Genomic DNA, 19,701 nt, shown 5'->3' with positions numbered 1-19,701 from the left:
TGAAATACCATGTCTATTACATATAAATGTTTATTACCTCTTCTCTCCATAGTCATTTTTGCATTTGCGTGCAGTTCAGATCACACCCATGCTGAAGATGGCCATGACCACGGAGAACCCCACACAGAGCAGCAAGAGATAGCAGAAGAATCTCATTCAGATACAGAAGTGGAATTAACCAATGAGCAGATAAAAACCATCGGTCTTACTATTGGAAAAATGGAAGAGTTGAAGATCACTGGGTTTATTAAGGCTAACGGTGTTTTAGACCTTCCTCCTGATGAAATCGCTACTGTTACTGCACCGGCTAACGGCTTTGTACAGTCTACCAAAGGAGAATATCTCATAGGAAGCTATGTGAAACAAGGAACGGTACTAGCCCGCCTGGAACATCCAGACTATCTGCAACTACAGCAGGATTATCTGGAAGTAGTGGCTCAACTGGAATTTTCCCGACAGGAAGTATCCCGCCAGCAGGAACTTAGTGGTGCTAATGCAGGTGTATTGAAAAGTTTGCAGGAGGCCACCAGTGTATTAAAAAGACAAGAGGCGCAAGCCAAAGGGCTGGCAGCCAAACTTCGCTATTTGGGAATCGATCCTGAACAAGTCTCCAGTGGAAAGGTCTTCTCAACGATTGGCATCACTGCCCCTATATCAGGTTATATTACCAACCTGAACATTAATCAGGGACGCTATGTGCAGCCGTCGGAAATGCTCTACGAGATCGTGAATAATCAGCATGTTCATCTGGAATTGGATGTCTTTGAAAGCAATATTTCTCAAGTACAGGAAGGCATGCCCATCAGCTTCACCCTACCTTCCTTGAGTTCGGAAGTGTTTGCAGGAGAAGTCCGACTAGTGGGACGCTCTTTTAATATGGAAAACAAGACAGTAAGGGTACATGGGCATATTGACGGCAAAAACCCAAATTTTATACGTGGAGCCTATGTCGAGGCAAAAATCTGGAATGACGCAGCCACCGTAAAGGCACTTCCGGAAGGGGCCGTCATTTCAGAAGGTGGCCTCAACTATATCTTCATTCAGGAAGAGGAAACTCCAGATGGCAAACATTTTCGGCGCGTATCAGTGAAGGTGGGGGAAAAGGATAATGGATTTGTTGCCGTAGAACCACTGGAGGTTTTGCCAGATGGTACGCGCTTTGTCACCGATCAGGCCTATTATCTGGCTGCCCAGATGATGAAGGGCGAACTTGAACACGAACATTAAAATTTCTCTAGAGCGGGACATTCCGTCCCGCTCTAGAGAACGGAAAGCATGTCTTTAGAACGCTAACCAATTTTGCACTTCAACCGATTAGCCTAATGAAAAAACTAAAGATTAAAATACCAGTATTATTACCTTCCCTTCCTGATCAAAAGGATAATTGTGTTGATCGTCTGGTTGAAAGCCTGACAGGTGAAGCGGGGATAGAATATGTTCATATCGAGCAAGCAGAACCATCGCTTATCTGTATACATTATCAGCCGGAACTGATCACTTTGAGTAAAGTCAAGCAAATCGCTAGTAGAACGGGAGCAGCTTTAACGCACCGTTTTCGGCATACTCTTTTGAATGTAAAAGGAGTCCGGCATCAAAGACATGCACGCCGAATCGAAGTGGCTTTGCTTGAAAAAGCAGGTATTCTGGAAGCGGTCGTCTCCGTATCTGGCGTCCTACGCCTAGAGTGGGATAGTGAAATTATCGGCGAAAAAGAGGTGTTTGAAACAATTGAAAGTGCCAAACTCCAAATTGAGACCCTTTCACAAATTAACCACCCTCATGATGGTGAAAAAGACCATGAGCACGACCAGGATCACAACCACGGCCATACTCACGGTGGAATACTGGGTGAGAACACCGAATTGTATTTTGCCATTGGAAGCGGTGTGTTCTGGTTAGCGGGCTTGATCCTCTCATTTCAATCTGGTGTTGCCGAACATTTCAATATTGGACTTTTCGTCGTAGCATTACTCCTGGGTGGATATTTTACACTTCTGGAAGCGATAGCAACCGTTCGTAAGGGGCAATTTGAAATTGATTTCTTAATGCTGGTTGCTGGTGCCGGAGCAGCTTCCCTAGGAAAATGGGAAGAGGCAGCTTTATTGCTGTTTTTATTCAGCTTGGGGCATGCATTGGAAAACTATGCGATGAGTCGGGCCCGAAAGTCCATAGCAGCTCTTTCTGATCTTGCTCCTCCCACGGCGTTAGTCCGACGAAATAATGAGGTAGTAGAGCTTGGCGTCGAGGAACTAGAAATTGGGGATGTCATAATCGTCAAACCTAATACAAAGATTGCCGCTGATGGGGTGATCATCAACGGAAACAGTGCTGTTGATCAAGCGCCAATAACGGGAGAAAGCGTACCCGTTGATAAAAATGCGGTTGCTGATACTGCCGTAACCTACGAACTTGATCAGCTCCCGGCTGAAAACAGAGCCTTTGCGGGGACGATAAATGGTAGTGGTGCTCTGGAGGTAAAAGTCTTGAAATTGGCGAAAGATAGCACTCTTTCTAAACTAGTCGAACTCGTTAAGGAAGCCGAAACTCAGAAATCACCTACGCAACGGTTGACCGATAAGTTTGAACGCTATTTCGTACCTGCCGTACTGATCTTGGTGGTAATATTATTGTTTGCTTTTTTAGTACTGGATGAAACCTTTGCCGATAGTTTCTACCGGGCAATGGCAGTGCTGGTTGCCGCATCACCTTGTGCCTTAGCTATATCTACACCCAGTGCTGTGTTAGCCGGAGTAGCAAGGGCAGCCCGACAGGGCGTACTCATAAAAGGAGGTCGTCCGTTAGAGGATTTGGGTAGCTTGAATGCACTTGCTTTCGATAAAACCGGAACATTGACGGAAGGAAAGCCTAGGTTAACTCACTCCATACCATTTGATTCGATAGATAAGGAAACTTTGCTAAGTGTTGCTGTTGCCGTCGAGGAACTGAGCGATCATCCTTTGGCAGCAGCTATAGTAGAAGGTGGACAGGCAGAATTGAAAAATATAAACCTTCCAAAGGCACAGAATCTGGAAGCTCTCACAGCACGCGGCATTAAGGCAACGCTTGAGAATAAAATCGTTCACATTGGTAATCGCAGATTATTCAAAGAACTAACGGGGGCTGAAATACCACAGGGAATAGATCAGAAGATGACAGAGCTTGAGGAGGAAGGGCATACTGCGATGATTGTCCATCGTGATGGTCAATATTTAGGAATAATCTCAGTAATGGATGTTGCTCGCCCGGAAGCTGCTGCCACGCTAGGCAAGTTAAAGGAGATTGGCATTCAACGAATGATAATGCTCACTGGCGATAATCAAAAAGTAGCAAATGCCGTGGCAAAAAACATCGGCATTACTGATCCTATGGGAAATCTATTACCTGAAGACAAGGTCAATGCTATTGAAGATTTGAAGCAGAAAGAAGGGAAAGTAGCAATGATCGGTGACGGTGTTAATGATGCCCCTGCTATGGCAAAAAGTACGGTTGGTATAGCAATGGGAGCGGCGGGTTCGGATGTAGCACTTCAAACAGCAGATATTGCGCTCATGGCAAACCGATTGGATAATCTACCTTTTGCGATTGGGTTGAGTAGAAAAGCAAAATGGATTATTAAGCAGAATCTCTGGATCAGCCTTGGCATGGTGGCTATTCTGGTTCCTCTGACTCTGTTTGGTGTCGCACAAATCGGACCGGCGGTCGTTGCACATGAAGGGTCGACCCTGGTTGTAGTTGCAAATGCCTTGCGTTTGCTAGCATATCCCCGTTAGATTCTTCTTCTTTCATATAAAGGAAGAGTTTTCGTTGCTAGCGGGAATAAAAGATAAATCATCTTAAAGTCGGCAATATTACTTGACGGTCAATGCAGCTATTTCTTGTATAGCTTACTGATTCGTTGCTTATTGCGAAACTCAAGTAACTCTGCCCGAATATATCTTTTTTCCTTCATGTGGTGAAACACTGTAAAATGCCCTTCATTGACCAAATAACGGAGTTGCTTAGAACACATACCGAGCAAGCGGCAAGCCGTGCCGGTGCTAACCAGGTCATCTTCCCCGATAACCCGCTGAATTTCCTCGTTAACATTGGTAAATTCTTCGCGGATCATTTCCCGCAAAATCTCCTTCAATTGGTGTGGGGTGACGGAATGTAGCACGACCCCGTTATCTCTGATTTCCATATCGTGAATTGTTTAATTTTTGGCAATCTATAGAAAAGAACAATTGCGCACAAATAACTATAAAACAGCGACTTGTGTCCATGTTGTGCCGATTTGAAACGATATGAAATCATCTGGAATATCACTTGGAACTAAGTGAAATCAAATGGGATAATCTGGGAAATTCCATCCAAAGCAAACTTTAACACTTTTTAACATTTTAGGGCAAAAAATAAGCCCTCCCGAAGTGGAAGGGCTATTTTCAAATCTCCAAATTAAGCGGTTCATCTAGTAGCTGATGTCGTAATATTCGTACCATAAGCAGCCGTTTTTCATTCTCCTGCATGGATTTCAAAACGGTCTGGTGAGGTGGTTTGCTTTCTGCTTCCCGCGCTTGGTGCTTTTCGAGTGAGGCCGTGTATCTTTCCCTAAATCGTTTTTCTAATCGGTCGAGATTATGGCCAAGGAACGGGTCATCACTATCCAGCAGAACCCCGTAAAAGGTGGCACTTATTCGCCCTTCCCCATCGATGGAAAAGGGCGGTTCCCCTTTCCCCGCAAATGCTCGTTTAACTCTTTGAGCAAATCAGCGGCTGGGTCGCTTTCCTGTTCGGTTGGCGCTTCCGGTTCTTGAGGATAGGTTTGTTCATCGCTTACTGGCAGCAATACCTGTGGTGTTATCTCCGGCATTTTTCCTGCCTCTAGTTCGGCGATGAAGTGCTTAAGCTCTGCCTTTGCCAAGTAGAAAGCTTTTACTTCCTGCCACCGTTCCTTATCCGAAAATAGCTCCATTTGTGTCGCTAGTATAGTTTCGCGCAGTATCATTATTTCAATCACCCAACCGATTAGCATGAGGGTAGAAACGGAAACTATCCAGGTATAGCCATAAGGCTTGAGTACCAACACCGCCTCGATCAGGGAAAGGATAAGCAAAGCAGTAGCGGCAATTATCCCGAATGACAACTTGCCCTGAATCTGAGCGGGGTTAAGCTGGAAGAAGAATACCAGCGTTCCCCTGCCCGCTTGGATAGCCAGCGGCACTAGAAAAGCCGCTATCATAAAGCCAATATTTGCCGCATTCTGAGCATGGAAGATGCCCATGATGATGGCCGAGATAAGATAGGTAGCAATAAGCAAGCTAAAGCACAGTTTCGGGAGTATCGCCCGCAGTTTCTTGATGGACTTTCCGAAGTCGTTATTGAAGAGTATGTTTTGCATGGATTTTTTCTTTTCAAGAGCAATGAATAATTAAGCACCCAGTGCTTTTGCCTTAGCACCGCCGTCGGGTTGACGGCTTTGCTGTGCCATGATGTTGAGGGCAATTTCCTCAGCGTTCATTTCGCCGTCTATGCCGATATATTGTCGTAGCTGCGATTCGGTAGCGTGGCCGGTCATCGGCATAATTTGGGCAAGGCTGTAGCCCATGCGGTAGAGGTTGGTCGCAAAACTGCGACGACAGATATGAGAGGAAACCAGTTCATATTTATGCGCAAAAGACTTGGTTACCGTTGCCTTGCGCCCGATATATTGCTCCACGATGAGCAAGCGTTCATCGAAGCCTGCCAGCTTGCAAAGCTGCTTCAGGCCGTCATTGAATTTCTGCATCGACATCTTGGGCGTAGCGTAATCGTTCCGCTCCAAAACTGAAAGTAGCCAGGGGAAGAGATTAACGGGAACCTTGACCGGCGTATCGGTCTTAGTAGAGATGACCGAAAGAATGGTTGCACCTTTTAGGGTGCGGTAGAAGTGGTCTTGGCTGTAGCGCGAAAAGTCGCTCCATCGTTGCCCCGTTCCTGCCCCGATCAGGCATATATCTCTGACTTTCGCCAAAAAGCCAGCGAGTTTCATTTCTGCCAGAATACCAAGTTCATCATTAGAAAGCGTGACCAGTTGGCCTTCCGCTTTCTTTCTGGATACCACCCACCCTTCTCCGAGGTAGTCCGTATGGGAGTGCAGCTTTTTCCGTCGCGCCCGCTCCAAAAATTGCCTCAATACTTTCAGTGTCTTGTTGCCGTAGGCAAGCTGAGTATTCTGCTTGGCAAGCCAATCGATCAGCTTGAGGCGAAGGTTCCAGTCTACATCCTCATAAGTGAAGCCGCGAGTTCCATACACCTCAGCGGCAAACTTCTTGATGCGGCCTGCATGGGTCTCAAAGACCTTCCAGCTACCGCGTTTCATCTTGGCAGCTTTCATTTCGGCTATTTCGAGGTCGAGGAATTTAAGGAAGGGAATTCTATCGTCTGAATCGCCCTCTTCCTGCTCAGGAGTTTCCGTTTTGCCGATTTTGATGTCTAACTCCTCTTTGAACGCTTCCAGCGAAATTCGACCATATTCTGAGGCAATAAATATGTCCATACAATAGGTCGCTAGGTCATCCAACTTGCGTTTGATGACAAAGAGGTCATTCCGTCGCTCTCTGGCGAAAGGACGTTGCGCCCTACCATCCCAATCTTGGGGATGGATATTGAGTCCGGTAGAGTATTGGAGCCGCTTTCCTTTGTAGCGTAAAACAAGGAAGATAAGCGTTTCCGAATCGGCATTTGGGGCTTTGAGGTTGAATCTTGGTTTTGGTAATTTGCCCATATTTTTTTGGGTTTACCACCAAAATATTCCAACCGAAGCCTTAATTCCTAGCAGTCGTTTTAGCAGTCGTCAGTGTTCCAGTCTTTTCCGCCATACTAAGCGTTTTTGCAAAAAATCGGCTAAAATCTGCCATTTTTTCAGCGAAATACCGGAAAACCCCGTATAATTGTATCGAAATGTGGACCTAGTAGGTCTACTAAAAATCATACGGAATAACTGCTACCCAACGAGTTACGAAGATAAAAAGCTTCAGCAGCCGTTAAGTGAAAAAGATTCGAATAAAAGCAGTCAAGTTAGGTCTTGGCTGCTTTTTTCGTTGTACGAGCGGCCATATAGCCCATCGCAAAGTAAACTTGGTGCCTGCCCCTGCACAATGTGATGGGGCCTGCCCCTGCCGGATGGCAGGTGCCGCTATGCTGCGGGGCTCGCTCACCGCTCGGCCCTAACGGGCTTCCCACCCCTCCGCAGCGCTAGGCCGATGCAAAGCTTGGCCTACGCCCGCTAAGCCAGCTTTGTGCCCTGTGAAAACCGATGGCCCGCAATGGAAAAACAAGCCTTGGCAAAAACTGCCCGGGCAAGCATCTGAGCCGGCCCGGGCAGTAAGTAGCAATGAGCAGTCGAACGAGGCTTACGGTTGTAGTACAACGCGCTTCACTGCCTGCCCCTGAGGCGTGCTCAGCCTTAAGAAATAAACGCCTTTCGGCAAGTGCCCTAGCTCAAGGCCGAGCACGGGCTGCCCAGCCGCCTGATAGGTGCCCAAGATGCGGCCATCGGAAGCGGCCACTTGCAGGCTAGCGCCTGCGGGCAGCACTTCAGCAAAGGCCACTTCTAGCTTGCCAGGGGAAGGGTTGGGCGAAACGGTCCATGCCCCTTCGTAAAGCTGCTCCCGGGTATTGACCGGAGCTTCGCCATACACGATGGTCACCGCTTCGCTGCACAATTGCTCTGCCTCATCCCCCACGCAGGCGATGTTGCGGGCCTGGGTAAAGTCGCTCAGGAATTCGACCTCATCCACATACCAGCCTTCTCCGCCTACGGCACCATCGGAGCCAAAGCGGAAGCGGATGAACACGTTGGGCCAGCTCAAATTTTCCAGGGAGATGATGGTCTTGACCCAGCCCCCGCTATTGCCGTGGAAAGCCGGTTGGTTGGCCAGGGGGTTGTCTTCGCTATCGTTGAGCGGTGCTTCATAGCCGTTCTGTATCATAGCTGTGCCCGCATCGAGCCAGAATACACCGTTGGGGGAAATTTCTACGATCCCCCCGTCCCAGCTGTCTTCGGTATTGTAGCGGTGCCAGAAGGAGATGGCCCGCACTTCTCCCGTTGGGCTTTGGGGGGCAGCGATGGTCAGGACTTGCTCTGTCGGTGTTGCCAGATTGCGGGCAAAGAAAGAGGAGGCACCGGCGTACGAATCGTTGGCCGTCGCCAGCCAGTTTTGGCTGCCGGTAGGGGCATCTACATTCCAGTTGGCGAGCCCGTTCTCCGCACCATCCGTAAAGCTGGCGTAGGTGAAGGGCGCCTCGGGCAGCTGAAGCTGATAGCTGCAATTGATGACCTGGCCGCTGGGCACCTCGCCCAGGCCAATGGTCATTACGCCGTCGGCCACACTGACGGGGCAGGTTGCGCTGCCTTCGACCAAGGTGGCGCCTTGCGGCAAAATATCGGTCACCGTGCCATTGTCAACGGCAGCAGTGCGGCCATTGATGATCTCGAGCTCATAGGTGATGATATCGCCTGCATTGGCTTCTGCCACCGCGGTTTTGTTGACCCGGAAGGTGAAGTTGCAGGCATCAGGTATATCAAAGGCTTCCTGTCCGCCGGCCTGAGCAGAGAAGCCAAGCCCACGGCGGGCAAAAGTTTCCCAGATGAGGCATTGGTTGGCCCCCTGGTTGTTGGCCAGGTCAGCCTGCAGGATAGCGTCCCGGGCTTCGATAAAGGTAGGGTTGCAAGGCTGCAGCTTCAGCCCGTCGAGCACGAGCTGCATGGCGATGTTGTTGCCGCCTTGCCCAAAGTAGAGGTCTTCATCATAGCCATATTCTTCGACGAGGTTCCAGTAGAGGTCCCAGATCATGACGCACCAGACCGAGCCTACACCATGGGGGACAGATTCGCCGTTGATATTGGCATAAGTATGAGGGTTGACCTCCATATCCCGGGAATAAGGGTACGTGCGGATGCCGTCGCCGTTAGTAGGCTGAGCCGTAACGTAGGTCCCAATGCCACGAGGCTGCCCGGGGGTCATATCCGCAGTAGTGGTCATGACCAGCCCGAACCAGTCGCTCCAGCCTTCCCCGGCCTGCTCCTGATTGCTAAGGCAGCCGCTGTTGCCCGCACCGCCGGTGAGGCGTATGGAAATGCCATGGGTATATTCGTGAACGATCACCCCGTTGTCCAGGTCGCTGCTGAGCCCGCTCGGCCCGGGGTTGGGCACGTTCAGCTCTGGTGCGCTGAGGGATACGCTGAGGCCCGGCATAGCTGCTTTTATGGCATTGCAATCTTCGAGCGTGATCATGATGCTGGGGATGCCCACCTGGCCACCTACCTGGCCAGCGCCCATGACAATAGGGTCTCCTGGGGCGTTGTTGCAAATGATGGCCGCGATCGCCCCGGCATTTTCTGCCTGTAGCACTTTCAGCCCAAACTCACAGGAGCCGCGGTCGATAAGGGCTACTTTGCCCGCAAGGGCTTCTGCATTGAGGAGGCCATCGCAGCCATCGCTGGCAGGGTCGGTATCGTCTTCCACCAGCACGAGGGCTGCATTCAGGGGTTCATCTGCAGCAGGGAGGTCTCCGCCAAAGCCTGCCTGCACGAAGAGGTAGCTGTCGAGCACGCCTGCAGAATCGCTAACTTGGAAGCGGGAGTCGGTGCTCAGATTGGGCAGGGTGCCTCCCCACAGGTACATCTGCATACGAGGGTTGCTGCCATCTGGAGGCGTAGCAAAGTTGGCATTGTTGGTGCCGCTGCCGTCGAGGGCCTCAGCGCGGACATGGTCTCCGGCGTCGCCCAGCCCAGAATAGTTGGTAGCTTGGAAGTTGCCCGATGCCTCGTCAAAGCCGTATTGGTACCAGACATCGTGCATGAGGTTGTTCCAATAGAACAGGTTGGTCACTAGCGGGTCTATCTGAGTGTAGGGCTGGCTGGCGGCGAGGTCAAGCGGGAAATCGAACTGAAGGGCTTCGCCCCCGTCCGGCTCATCGCCGGCAGAGCTGTTGAGGTTGAAAATATCATGGTAAGCATGCACATTATTGCCTCGGGTGATGGTGAACTCAGCCCCGGGCACCCCATCTGTATCGTGCCAGCCAAAGGGGGAAGCTGTGGAATCGGCCGGCTCAGCGATCAAAGCCCGGCTGCCATGATTGGGGCTCTCCACAGTGAGCGGGTAAACGCGGTAAGCGCTGCCATCGAGCGGGGATTCTTCAGCACTATTGGGGGCATTCAGCCCAAGGCGGTGGTGGCTTTCGCAATGGGCGTGCGGCTGGTCAAATGCACAATGCACGACCCAGTCCTGGCTATTCAGGACTTTGCCGGTCAGAGCATCTACGCGGTCGTCCCACCAATGCTGGGCAGCGGTTTCATAGAGGTTGACATTCCAGGCCAGGCGCACCTCTTTTTCGCTGACCGGCTGGTAGGCGAGGTAGATCTCAACCGGCTGTAGGGCAATGCCCGGGGCATCTGCTATCCAGGTGCCCGGCTCGCTCCCCTTGCGCAGGGCAGGTTGGGCTATGGTAGGCAAGCCATGGTACTGCAGCACGGCGAGCAAGGCTTGTTCAGGGCTGATTTGCGGGGCCATAGGGCCAGCAACCTCGGCCAGGCGCGGCACAAAACGGTTGCCCAGGGCTACCACTTCGCCTTCCTCAGACAGGGAGACGTTCAATACAGCGTTGTAGACCGGAGCCCCTTCGTGCATTTGCTGGAAATAAAGGTGGGACAGCCCGTTGTGGCGGGAGGTTGTCATATGGCTCAAGCGCGCGGCAGCAATATCATTGGGCGTAAGCCCCAGCTGTTCTGCCTGGCGTGCCAGAATGGCCCGGGCTGCCTCTTCAGGCTGGCTAAGCTGTGCTGGAAGGGCCAGCGGAAGGATGGCTGCTGCCACGATGGACAACAGAGGTAAAAGTCTCTTTTTCATATTAATGTTGTAATGTGATTAGGCATGGTTTGCAAAGAACCTAAATATAGGTATGCGGAAGCCAATCGGGCGGGCTGCACGGGGCTGCCTACTGCACTCTTGGCGACAGTATCCCGATTTTGACAAAACCAAAACCCAGCTGTAAGGGCTGCAAGAATTGTTATTTTTGCACCATGCACTTAAATCAACCCCCAATGCGGCACACATTGCTCCTTTTGGCCGGGCTCCTGATGTTGGCCAGCGCCTGCAGCAAGGCCATTTACCCCGACCGAAGCCAGTTCATCAAAGATGGCGAGCTGGCCCCTACAATTGACTTGTCCTATTACAAGAGTGTCCAGTTGCGGGCGGGCCAAGATTCCACCCTGGCCCTAGCCTTAGCGATTTCGGGGGGCGGCTCCCGGGCAGCGAATTTTGGCACCGGGGTCATGCTGGGGCTGGAGGCCTTCCAAAGCCCAGAGGCCAGCAATCTGCTCCGGGAAGTAGACTACCTCTCGACCGTTTCGGGGGGCGGTTTCGCAGGGGGCGGCTATATCTCAGCCCTGTTTGATCACCAACGGCAGCGGCCGGGCACCCCTTTTTCCTTTGAGCAGGCGGTGGAAAAACGAGTGGCCAGCGCTTTGGCTTATTCTTATGCTGGCCCCCTGATCCGGGCCAATTTCAACCCCCTGCTGTGGTTCAGCCATGTGGACGATGGGGATGCCCTGGAGCGGGCTATAGACGACCAGGTGCTCGGCTACAAAAACCGGAAGCGGCAATTGGGGCGCTCTGCCTCGAGCATACGGCTGGGCGATTTGTTCATTCCTGCCGGCAGCCCTGCACCTGTGCTGTTCCCCATGCACATCACCAACAGCTCTACGGTCAGCACGATGAACATTTTCCCTTTTACGCCAGATATCCTCGCCCGGTACCAAATTGATGGCTATACCCACCGCATGCGCAAGCAGGGGGTCAGCCCAGACAGTACTTTCCATATCCCGCTATCTGTAGGCATCAAATCCAGCGGCAGCTTCCCGGTCCTGATTTCGAATACCACGCTCAGCAGCGCCTACAGCTCCGACCGGCCTTTCCTCCACCTCTTTGACGGGGCTATGACCGACAACACCGGCTATTATACGGCCCTGCAGGTGCTCAAGCAGGAAGCGGCCAGGAGGAAGGTCATCTTTGTAGTTGATGCCGATGCTGCCGGCAACCGGTACACCTTTTCAGCAAAAGAAGGCGCGCTGTTCTCCCTTGGCGTAGCGGTGCGCCTGCCTTCGAGCGGGCTGGACGCCCGCCGGGCTACGCTGCGCAGGGACATAGCCGACGCCTGCGGCCCTTTTCAGATCTGCCCGGTTTTTTTCAGTTTCAATGCACTGATAGAAGGGAACGAAGCCCCATTGCCAGAAAAAATAGATGTTGCCCAAGAGCAGGCCCGGCTCATCGGGCTGCTGCGGGCGGGCGGTCCGCTGACGGACGGGGATGAACAAATCCTTTATGATTTGCTTACCCATATCGGGACCAAGTACACCATTACAGAGCCCGAGCAAGAGCTCCTCCTGCTGAGCGGGAAGTATGTCGTTTACCTGCAGCGGGCGGCTATCCGCAGTGCCCTGCGGTAATTATCTGTGGCAGCCCTTGCTTTTAGTTCGTATAACAATTATTTTTACAGAAATTAATTTTTGACTATTGCCAAAGGTAGAAGAATCAAGAGGAGCGTCCGTTGAGCGCAAGGACATGCCGGGCTTTACGCTCGAGCGCACAGCCAAGCGGATGAAGCAGTTTTTCCAACAGACCCTGGCTGCAGCCGGCACAGGTATCACCATTGACCAATGGGTGGTGCTGCAGGTGCTCAATCAGCAGAATGGGCTGAGCCAGCTGGAGATTGCCAGGGCCACGTACAAAGATGCGCCCACCATCACCCGCATCATCGACTTGCTTTGCAAAAAGGGGTTTACCGAAAGGGTGACCGACGCGAATGACCGGCGCAAGTTCCGCATTGAGCTCACAGCTGGAGGGCGGCAGAAGATCGACGAAGTCCTCCCCATCATTCAGCATGCCCGGCGCAAGGCATGGGATGGGCTTGGCAACCAGCAAATTGACCAGCTCATGGATACGCTCAACCAGCTGTTCGACAACCTGGCTCCGGAGGAAGGGTAAGGCCCTTTTGGCTACCGCCCTGTTCCTGCCCGGCATTTTCAGCCCAAAGGGGCAGTCCATTTACCAAATCAAAACCAGCGTACATGCACTATTCAAGCCTGGGGCAGGTGCCCCCAAAGCGGCACACCCAATTCCGCAAGCCCAACGGTGAGCTTTACCACGAGGAGCTTTTCTCCACCGAGGGCTTTAGCGACCTGCACTCCCTGCTTTACCACATCAACCCGCCCACACAGATTGTACAAGTGGGCGACCCTTACTCCGTAGCGCCCGAGGTTGTTGCAGACAAACAGCTCAAACACCGCAGTTTGAAGGGGTTCAGCGTAGCGCCAGAGGACGACTACCTCAAAAGCCGCAAGCCTGTGCTTGTCAATGAGGACTGCAAAATCATTTTGGCGGCGCCCCGCAAAAGCATGACGGATTACTTTTTCAAAAATGCGGATGCAGACGAAGTCATCTTCATCCACCAAGGCACTGGGCGGCTGAAAACCATGTACGGCATCGTCGGCTTTGAATATGGAGACTATGTCGTAGTGCCAAGGGGCACCACTTACCAGTTGGAGTTTGATGGCAGCGACAACCGCCTTTTCATTGTAGAGTCCAGCAGCCCGGTCACTACGCCCAAGCGCTACCGCAACGATTATGGCCAATTGATGGAGCACGCCCCGTTCTGCGAGCGCGATATCCGCAAGCCCAGCCTGTTGGAGACCCACGACGAGCAGGGCGAGTTCTTGTTTTACATCAAGAAACAAGATCAGATCTATCCTTATTACTATCTCAACCACCCTTTTGATGTCATCGGCTGGGACGGTTACGTTTACCCTTATGCATTCAGCATACACAATTTTGAGCCCATTACCGGGCGGGTACATCAGCCGCCGCCCGTGCATCAGACTTTTGCGGCCCGCAACTTTGTCATCTGCTCTTTTGTGCCCCGCTTGTACGACTACCACCCTCAGGCTATCCCTGCCCCTTACAACCACAGCAATATCGACAGCGACGAGGTGCTGTACTATGTGGATGGCGACTTCATGAGCCGCAAGCATGTGGAGCGCGGCATGATCACGCTCCACCCTGGCGGCATCCCTCACGGGCCACACCCCGGCACAGTGGAAAAAAGCATAGGTGCCAAGGAGACCCACGAGCTGGCGGTCATGGTGGATACTTTCCGCCCGCTGCAGCTCACTGCAGATGCTGCTGGGATTGAAGACCCGGACTACTACCAAAGCTGGCTGACAGACGGCAAATCCTGATCCGCCCGCCTATTTCACCAATAAAACCATTTTATTTATGGACACCCTCACTTCATCAGATACTGCCACACAGCAGGATACCTTCCCGATCAACGGGACCGACTATATTGAATTTTATGTGGGCAATGCCAAGCAGGCGGCCCATTATTACCAAACTGCTTTCGGTTTCAAGCTCGTTGCCTACCGCGGGCCGGAGACCGGCAGCAAAGACACGGCCTCCTATGTGCTTGAGCAGGGGAAAATCCGCTTTGTGCTGACGGCAGCCCTGTCGCCCGAGCACGAAGTGGCCCGCCATGTGCTCAAGCATGGCGATGGGGTAAAGGTGCTGGCCCTATGGGTAGATGATGCCCGCGATGCTTTCGAAAAAGCCGTGGCCAGGGGAGCCCGCCCCTACGAAGCGCCCAAAGTGCTTGAGGATGAGCAGGGCAAAGTTACGGTAGCCACCATCCACACTTATGGGGAGACCTTGCATACATTCGTGGAGCGCAAGCAGTACGAAGGGGCTTTCCTTCCTGGCTTTCAGGCGGCAGCCTCGCCCATGGAGGTACAGCCTATCGGGCTGAAATACGTAGACCACTGCGTAGGCAACGTAGAGCTTGGGCAGATGAACGAATGGGTCAAGTTTTACCAGGACGTCATGGGCTTCAAACTGCTCGTCACTTTTGACGACAAGGACATTTCTACCCAGTACACCGCCCTGATGAGCAAGGTGGTATCCAATGGCAATGGCTTCATCAAATTCCCGATCAACGAGCCGGCTCAGGGGCTGAAGAAGTCGCAGATTGAAGAATACCTCGACTATTACCGCAGTGCAGGCGTACAGCACATTGCCATTGCAACAGACGATATCATACATACGGTAGATGAGCTGAGGCGCCGCGGCATAGATTTCCTACGGGTGCCAGACACGTACTATGATACGGTGATGGAGCGTGTAGGGGAGATCAACGAGGACCTCAAAGAGCTCAAGCGGCTCAACATCCTGATCGACCGGGACGAGGAAGGCTACCTGCTGCAGATTTTCACCAAGCCGGTGCAAGACCGCCCAACAGTTTTTTATGAGATCATACAGCGGGAGGGCGCACGTTCTTTTGGGAAAGGGAACTTCAAGGCGCTGTTCGAGGCCATTGAGCGCGAGCAGGAGCTTAGGGGCACGCTTTGAGCAGGCCGGCCGCCTTTCGGCAAAAAAATGAATACCGGGCTGTAGCCCTCTAAAGGCAAGCCCTAATGGCAGATCTGGAGTAAGCTCCCGGGTTCTGCTGTTAGGGCTTGTTTGGTTTTACCCATCGAGCATATCATCGGACCCAAAGCCCTCTTCTCCTCCGCCCAAACTGAAAAGCACAACATTTATTTTGTAGAGCATTGCATAAAAGGTTGCATGAAAGAATAGTGGAGCCTTTGCCAATGCTTGAAGCTGAGTAGGGCTGGCTCTACTGCTATTGGTGTACAGAAATCGGCTCAGGTAACCCAGGAAGGCGGCTTTTTTGCGGGCCGAATCAAAAGGCGAAAGGGGCGTAAACCAAAATATCGCAGGCATTCAATCTTTCCGGGCTTTAGCCTGGGATTGGCCTAGCGCTGCGAAGGGGTTTAAGAGCTGTTCGGATTTTACACTTCGGGCTGCTCTTGCCAAATTTTGTCCTGCACTTCGTTGTTTTTCGGTCATGTAGCTAGGCTATTGGATTCAAGAATGGGGCCCTTTGTCCCATTCTTGAATATATCACGCCTTGATCAGGGCAAAATTTGGCTGCGTCCGCTCCAAAAGCAAAATCCGAACAGTTCTAAGCCCGATAGGGCCGAGCGGATAGCGAGCCCCGTAGCATAGCGGCACCTGCCCGCCGGCAGGGGCAGGCCCCCCATCCTTGCGGCAGGGGCAAGCCCAAAAAGGACAGCTTGGTTTGCGCCCGGCGAAAGTTAGGTTACTATAGTGCAATATTTTTTCGTACCTTTTTGTCTAATTATCAAAGCACTATGCAAAAAGGCATTCAACCCCATCAGCTTCTTTTGCCCCTTTTTGCGCTAATTTTATGCGCAAGCCTTTTAGCGGGCATTTATCCAGCAAGCCCCCCTGGTGCACCAGCAGCCCCGTCTTTTTCAGCACAACCGGATCTAGTGGGTACAGCCCTCGCTACCGCCCTGCTTGACTCCTCTAAGGCCTTTGGCAGTCAGGGCAAGTTGGAGCAGGGTTTGGCACTTGCCAACCGGGCTACCTTCCATTTTGCACAAGCGCTAGGCCCACTTGATTCCATGACGCTCTACTCTGTTTTGGTCCGTGGAGATTTCTTGTGGCGATTGAGGCGTTTTGATGAGGCAGACCGTGCGATGGATTCCTGCATTACCGGCAGCTATGCATCAATAGACTCAATCCATACCCTTGCAAGCGGTGCATACGGCACGATGGGGATTACCCATCTTTTCCGGGGGCAGTTTGACCAAGCGGAACAGTACCTTTTGAAGTCGATTGCCATGGACAGCACTATTTTTGGGGCAGAGAGCGAAGACGTGGCCAAGCTCTTCAATAACTTGGGCGCCACTTACTTCTACGCTGGGCAATTTGAACGGGCAATAGCCCCCTATACTCGGAGCCTCAATATCAGGGCGAAGGCGGAGCAGCCCGATACAGGGCTTATCGGCGGCAGCTACTCGAATATCGGTGGGTGTTGGCAGCGGCTAAGCAACTATCAAAAAGCCTTGGAAAATTATGAGAAAGCGGCGGCTATACTCCGTGCACAGCATCCGTTGCAAGACCGGCTGAGCCTCAGCAATGCTTTGTCGAATATGGGGACGATGTACACAGAACTTGGGCAACAGGAAAGGGCTATCCCCCTGTTTAGGGAAGCGCTGGCCTATCGTTTCCAAACCTTGCCACCTGGGCACCCCAACATCGCCATGCTCCGCTTAAATATGGGGCAGGCCTACGGTGAAATGGGAGAAGTGGGAAAGGCAGTTCTTTTATATGAAAAAGGGATTAGCGAAATGTTGGCTGCTGGAGAAAGAGAGGACCGTATCCTTGCCGATCTTTACAACAATTCCGGGCAGCAGTGGAGAAAAGCAGGGGAAACGGAAATCGCCTTCCACCATACGCAAGAAGCAATCCGGATTCACCAAAAAAAGAGCGGCCCGGGCCACAGGAGCACCCTGAAGTCAAAAAGCAATCTTGCGATACTCCACCATGAGCTGGGGCAGAGCGATACCGCTCTTGCTATCCTGGATGAGAACCTTGCCACGCTTTATGCTTCATTTGACAGTGTCCACGCGGAGATCGGCACCCATCAAAACTATAAAGGCAGCATTCTGCTTGAACAGGGCAGGCTAAATGAAGCGAAGGCTTGTTTTCAGGAAGCCCTCCGCGTCCGTTTGGCACTATTTGGCACTAAGCATCTTCAAGTGCACATCAGCCTCAACAACCTGGGGACAGCCGCCGTTCAGCAAGGAGACCTAGAGCTGGCTTTTCAATACTATCATGCAGCACTCAATAGCCTTGACTGGGCTAAGCCAGTTGCTGCCGTCAGTGCTTTTGATGCCATGTGCAATCTAGGGGAAGCTCATTTTAAAAATGGAGCCCCTGACTCGGCCGTTTACTGGCTCTCCAGAGCTTGTAGCGGGCTAAATTACGACCTGCTTGCCTTGCCCCGGGCATTCAAACAAGTGCGCCTACCAGTATCCCTTCTCCAACCGCTCAATATCTATGCAAATTTTCTAGGGCGCTACCCCGGCCATACAGATACAATTGGCGCTCAGCTGGAAGTATATGAAACGCTTGCTGCACTTGATAAGTACCTGCAGGGCAGCCGTATCAACCCAGGGCGTCAAATTGAATTTACCCGCCTTAGTAAACCTATTTTTGAAAAAGGCATCAGGCTGCTGCTAAGCCGGGCTGCCCCTGGAGATCTTGAAAAAGCCTTTCTGTGGGCAGGCCAAAGCCGTGCCCGGCAAATTAGCGCACAGCTTGCGCTGTCCTCTTCCAATCAGCAAAATCTAAATGCAGCGGACCAGCAGAAGCTAGATACATTGCAACAGCGTATTGCCATGACTGAGCAAGCCCTGTTGCAGCAGCAGTTGAGGAATGTTCCTGCTCCGTTGGCAGATAGCCTTACTTCAGTCCTGTTTGGCCTTAGGCAAGAACAACTTTCATACGACAAATACCTGCATGATACCTATCCCGGATACACTAAAGCCCGAGCGGCCTCACCGCTACTAGGGCTCTCGGAAGTTCGGCAGCTCCTCAGGGATAGCCCACATGACCTCCTTTTGGACTACTTTTTGGGAGACAGCAGCCTGTTTATTTTTGCGGTTACAAAGGATACCGCTCTGGCTGTAGCAGTGGGCGGTGCAGGGAAAGTGCCAGCGCTCGCGGCTTCCTTCTTACAGGCTGTGAGCATGCCCCCGGGCCAGGATACTTCTCATTTGCCCCGCTTTGTTCAATCAGCAGCTCGGCTGTATGAGCTGCTGATCGAGCCGGTGGGCAGGGCATTCAAGCCCAGGCAGCGACTGCTGATTGTGCCAGATGATATCTTATGGCAGCTGCCCTTTGAGGCCCTTGCACCTGGCCCGCCTGAACGCTATAAGAATTGGCGGGCCATTCCTTATCTTATTCAGCAGCACCCTATAAGCTATGCCTTCTCTCCAAGCGCCTACCAAGATATGCTATTGCGGCAAGAACGCCCGGGGTTAAAATGGGGAGTGCTTGCCTTCGCCCCTGATTTTACTCCTGGGGATACTACTGCTAATGGCCTAACTCAGGCAAGAATGGCACCTGGCCCTCTCGCGCAACTACCGTTTGCTGTGGAAGAAGCCCGTTTGGCAGTTGAGGTATTAGGAGGGGAAGCCATTACCGGTCATGCCGCATCTGCGTCCGCCTTTCACAGTATGTCTTCCAAATGGCAAGCTTTGCATCTAGCGACACACAGTAAGGGCAACCCTCAAGCGGGGCATTTAGGTTTTGCAGCCCTTGCCCCGGAGCCCAATGATACTTCCCGCCAAAGTTGGCTGTACACTAATGACCTGTACCATGCAGATATCCCCGCCGAGCTGGTTGTCCTTTCGGGCTGTGAAACCGGAAGTGGAGAGCTAAAGCCCGGAGAGGGGATGATTTCTCTGGCCAGGGGGTTCGCTTATGCAGGTGCAGGCAGCGTTGTTTCCAGCCTTTGGGCGATCCCTGACCAATCGACCTCCCGCTTTATGCACACTTTTTACACACTTCTCAGCGAGGGCAAGCCAAAGCACCTAGCACTCCAACAAGCCAAAAAAGACCTGATCAATTCCCCCTATCAGGAGCCCTGTTTCTGGGCAGCCTTTACGCTTACCGGCAACCCTGAGCCCCTGAGCCAACCACCGCTCTGGCCATGGGGGCTCATCTTTTTGATCGTCTCGATGCTTGCCCTGCTCAGGAAGAGCGGCTCAAAATAAAAATGCACCTCCGCTGCAAAGCTGCAGCCAGGTGCACAAAA

Annotated in this window: 11 protein-coding genes; 7 read left to right on the top strand and 4 right to left on the bottom strand. The window is 52.2% G+C overall.

Annotated elements, in window-relative coordinates; all coding sequences use genetic code 11:
• The first annotated feature begins 9 nt into the window (after nt 1-9).
• Nucleotides 10-1,227, top strand: a complete 1,218-nt coding sequence (locus FRY97_RS14765) for an efflux RND transporter periplasmic adaptor subunit (RefSeq protein WP_147168325.1) — start codon at nt 10-12, stop codon at nt 1,225-1,227.
• Nucleotides 1,228-1,322: 95 nt separating this feature from the next.
• Nucleotides 1,323-3,770 (top strand): heavy metal translocating P-type ATPase, encoded by a 2,448-nt coding sequence (locus FRY97_RS14760; RefSeq protein ID WP_147168324.1) that lies wholly within the window; start codon nt 1,323-1,325, stop codon nt 3,768-3,770.
• Between the two features lie 98 nt (nt 3,771-3,868).
• Here the strand turns inward: FRY97_RS14760 and FRY97_RS14755 are convergent, their stop codons facing one another.
• From FRY97_RS14755 to FRY97_RS14740, 4 genes are all read right to left on the bottom strand, one after another.
• Entirely contained in the window at nt 3,869-4,180 is a 312-nt protein-coding gene (locus FRY97_RS14755) for a helix-turn-helix domain-containing protein (protein ID WP_044147321.1), read from the bottom strand.
• A 489-nt stretch (nt 4,181-4,669) separates the two neighbouring features.
• Nucleotides 4,670-5,377: a hypothetical protein gene (locus FRY97_RS14750; RefSeq protein WP_147168323.1), complete on the bottom strand. Its 708-nt coding sequence runs from the start codon at nt 5,375-5,377 to the stop codon at nt 4,670-4,672.
• A 30-nt stretch (nt 5,378-5,407) separates the two neighbouring features.
• Entirely contained in the window at nt 5,408-6,742 is a 1,335-nt protein-coding gene (locus tag FRY97_RS14745) for a phage integrase SAM-like domain-containing protein (RefSeq protein WP_147168322.1), read from the bottom strand.
• A gap of 628 nt (nt 6,743-7,370) precedes the next feature.
• A complete protein-coding gene (locus FRY97_RS14740; protein ID WP_147168321.1) occupies nt 7,371-10,868 on the bottom strand; it encodes a M36 family metallopeptidase in 3,498 nt (1,165 codons plus the stop codon).
• 194 nt (nt 10,869-11,062) lie between these two features.
• Between FRY97_RS14740 and FRY97_RS14735 the strand changes: the two genes are divergently transcribed.
• The 5 genes from FRY97_RS14735 (at nt 11,063) to FRY97_RS14715 (ending at nt 19,660) form a co-directional block, all read left to right on the top strand.
• Nucleotides 11,063-12,466, top strand: coding sequence for a patatin-like phospholipase family protein (locus FRY97_RS14735; protein ID WP_170254668.1), 1,404 nt, complete (start codon nt 11,063-11,065; stop codon nt 12,464-12,466).
• A 67-nt stretch (nt 12,467-12,533) separates the two neighbouring features.
• Complete coding sequence (locus tag FRY97_RS14730) at nt 12,534-13,004, top strand: MarR family winged helix-turn-helix transcriptional regulator (protein ID WP_211356877.1); 471 nt, start codon at nt 12,534-12,536, stop codon at nt 13,002-13,004.
• A gap of 83 nt (nt 13,005-13,087) precedes the next feature.
• Entirely contained in the window at nt 13,088-14,254 is a 1,167-nt protein-coding gene (locus FRY97_RS14725; protein ID WP_147168319.1) for a homogentisate 1,2-dioxygenase, read from the top strand.
• Between the two features lie 37 nt (nt 14,255-14,291).
• The gene (gene hppD, locus FRY97_RS14720) at nt 14,292-15,416 is read left to right on the top strand and encodes a 4-hydroxyphenylpyruvate dioxygenase (RefSeq protein WP_147168318.1); all 1,125 of its coding nucleotides are present in this window, start codon (nt 14,292-14,294) and stop codon (nt 15,414-15,416) included.
• 947 nt (nt 15,417-16,363) lie between these two features.
• Nucleotides 16,364-19,660, top strand: a complete 3,297-nt coding sequence (locus FRY97_RS14715) for a CHAT domain-containing protein (RefSeq protein WP_170254667.1) — start codon at nt 16,364-16,366, stop codon at nt 19,658-19,660.
• Nucleotides 19,661-19,701 lie beyond the last annotated feature (41 nt).

Origin of the sequence: Phaeodactylibacter luteus (assembly GCF_007993045.1) — a bacterium.
Taxonomy (GTDB): domain Bacteria; phylum Bacteroidota; class Bacteroidia; order Chitinophagales; family Saprospiraceae; genus Phaeodactylibacter; species Phaeodactylibacter luteus.
Note: the sequence above shows the minus strand (reverse complement) of the source record. Positions and strands in the feature narration are given on the sequence as shown.

What these genes read in the sequence shown, in the direction of transcription:
- FRY97_RS14765 (WP_147168325.1), top strand. Translation starts at nt 10, where the DNA reads ATGTCTATTACATATAAATGTTTATTACCTCTTCTCTCCATAGTCATT.
- FRY97_RS14760 (WP_147168324.1), top strand. Translation starts at nt 1,323, where the DNA reads ATGAAAAAACTAAAGATTAAAATACCAGTATTATTACCTTCCCTTCCT.
- FRY97_RS14755 (WP_044147321.1), bottom strand. Translation starts at nt 4,180, where the DNA reads ATGGAAATCAGAGATAACGGGGTCGTGCTACATTCCGTCACCCCACAC.
- FRY97_RS14750 (WP_147168323.1), bottom strand. Translation starts at nt 5,377, where the DNA reads ATGCAAAACATACTCTTCAATAACGACTTCGGAAAGTCCATCAAGAAA.
- FRY97_RS14735 (WP_170254668.1), top strand. Translation starts at nt 11,063, where the DNA reads ATGCGGCACACATTGCTCCTTTTGGCCGGGCTCCTGATGTTGGCCAGC.
- FRY97_RS14740 (WP_147168321.1), bottom strand. Translation starts at nt 10,868, where the DNA reads ATGAAAAAGAGACTTTTACCTCTGTTGTCCATCGTGGCAGCAGCCATC.
- FRY97_RS14725 (WP_147168319.1), top strand. Translation starts at nt 13,088, where the DNA reads ATGCACTATTCAAGCCTGGGGCAGGTGCCCCCAAAGCGGCACACCCAA.
- FRY97_RS14745 (WP_147168322.1), bottom strand. Translation starts at nt 6,742, where the DNA reads ATGGGCAAATTACCAAAACCAAGATTCAACCTCAAAGCCCCAAATGCC.
- hppD (WP_147168318.1), top strand. Translation starts at nt 14,292, where the DNA reads ATGGACACCCTCACTTCATCAGATACTGCCACACAGCAGGATACCTTC.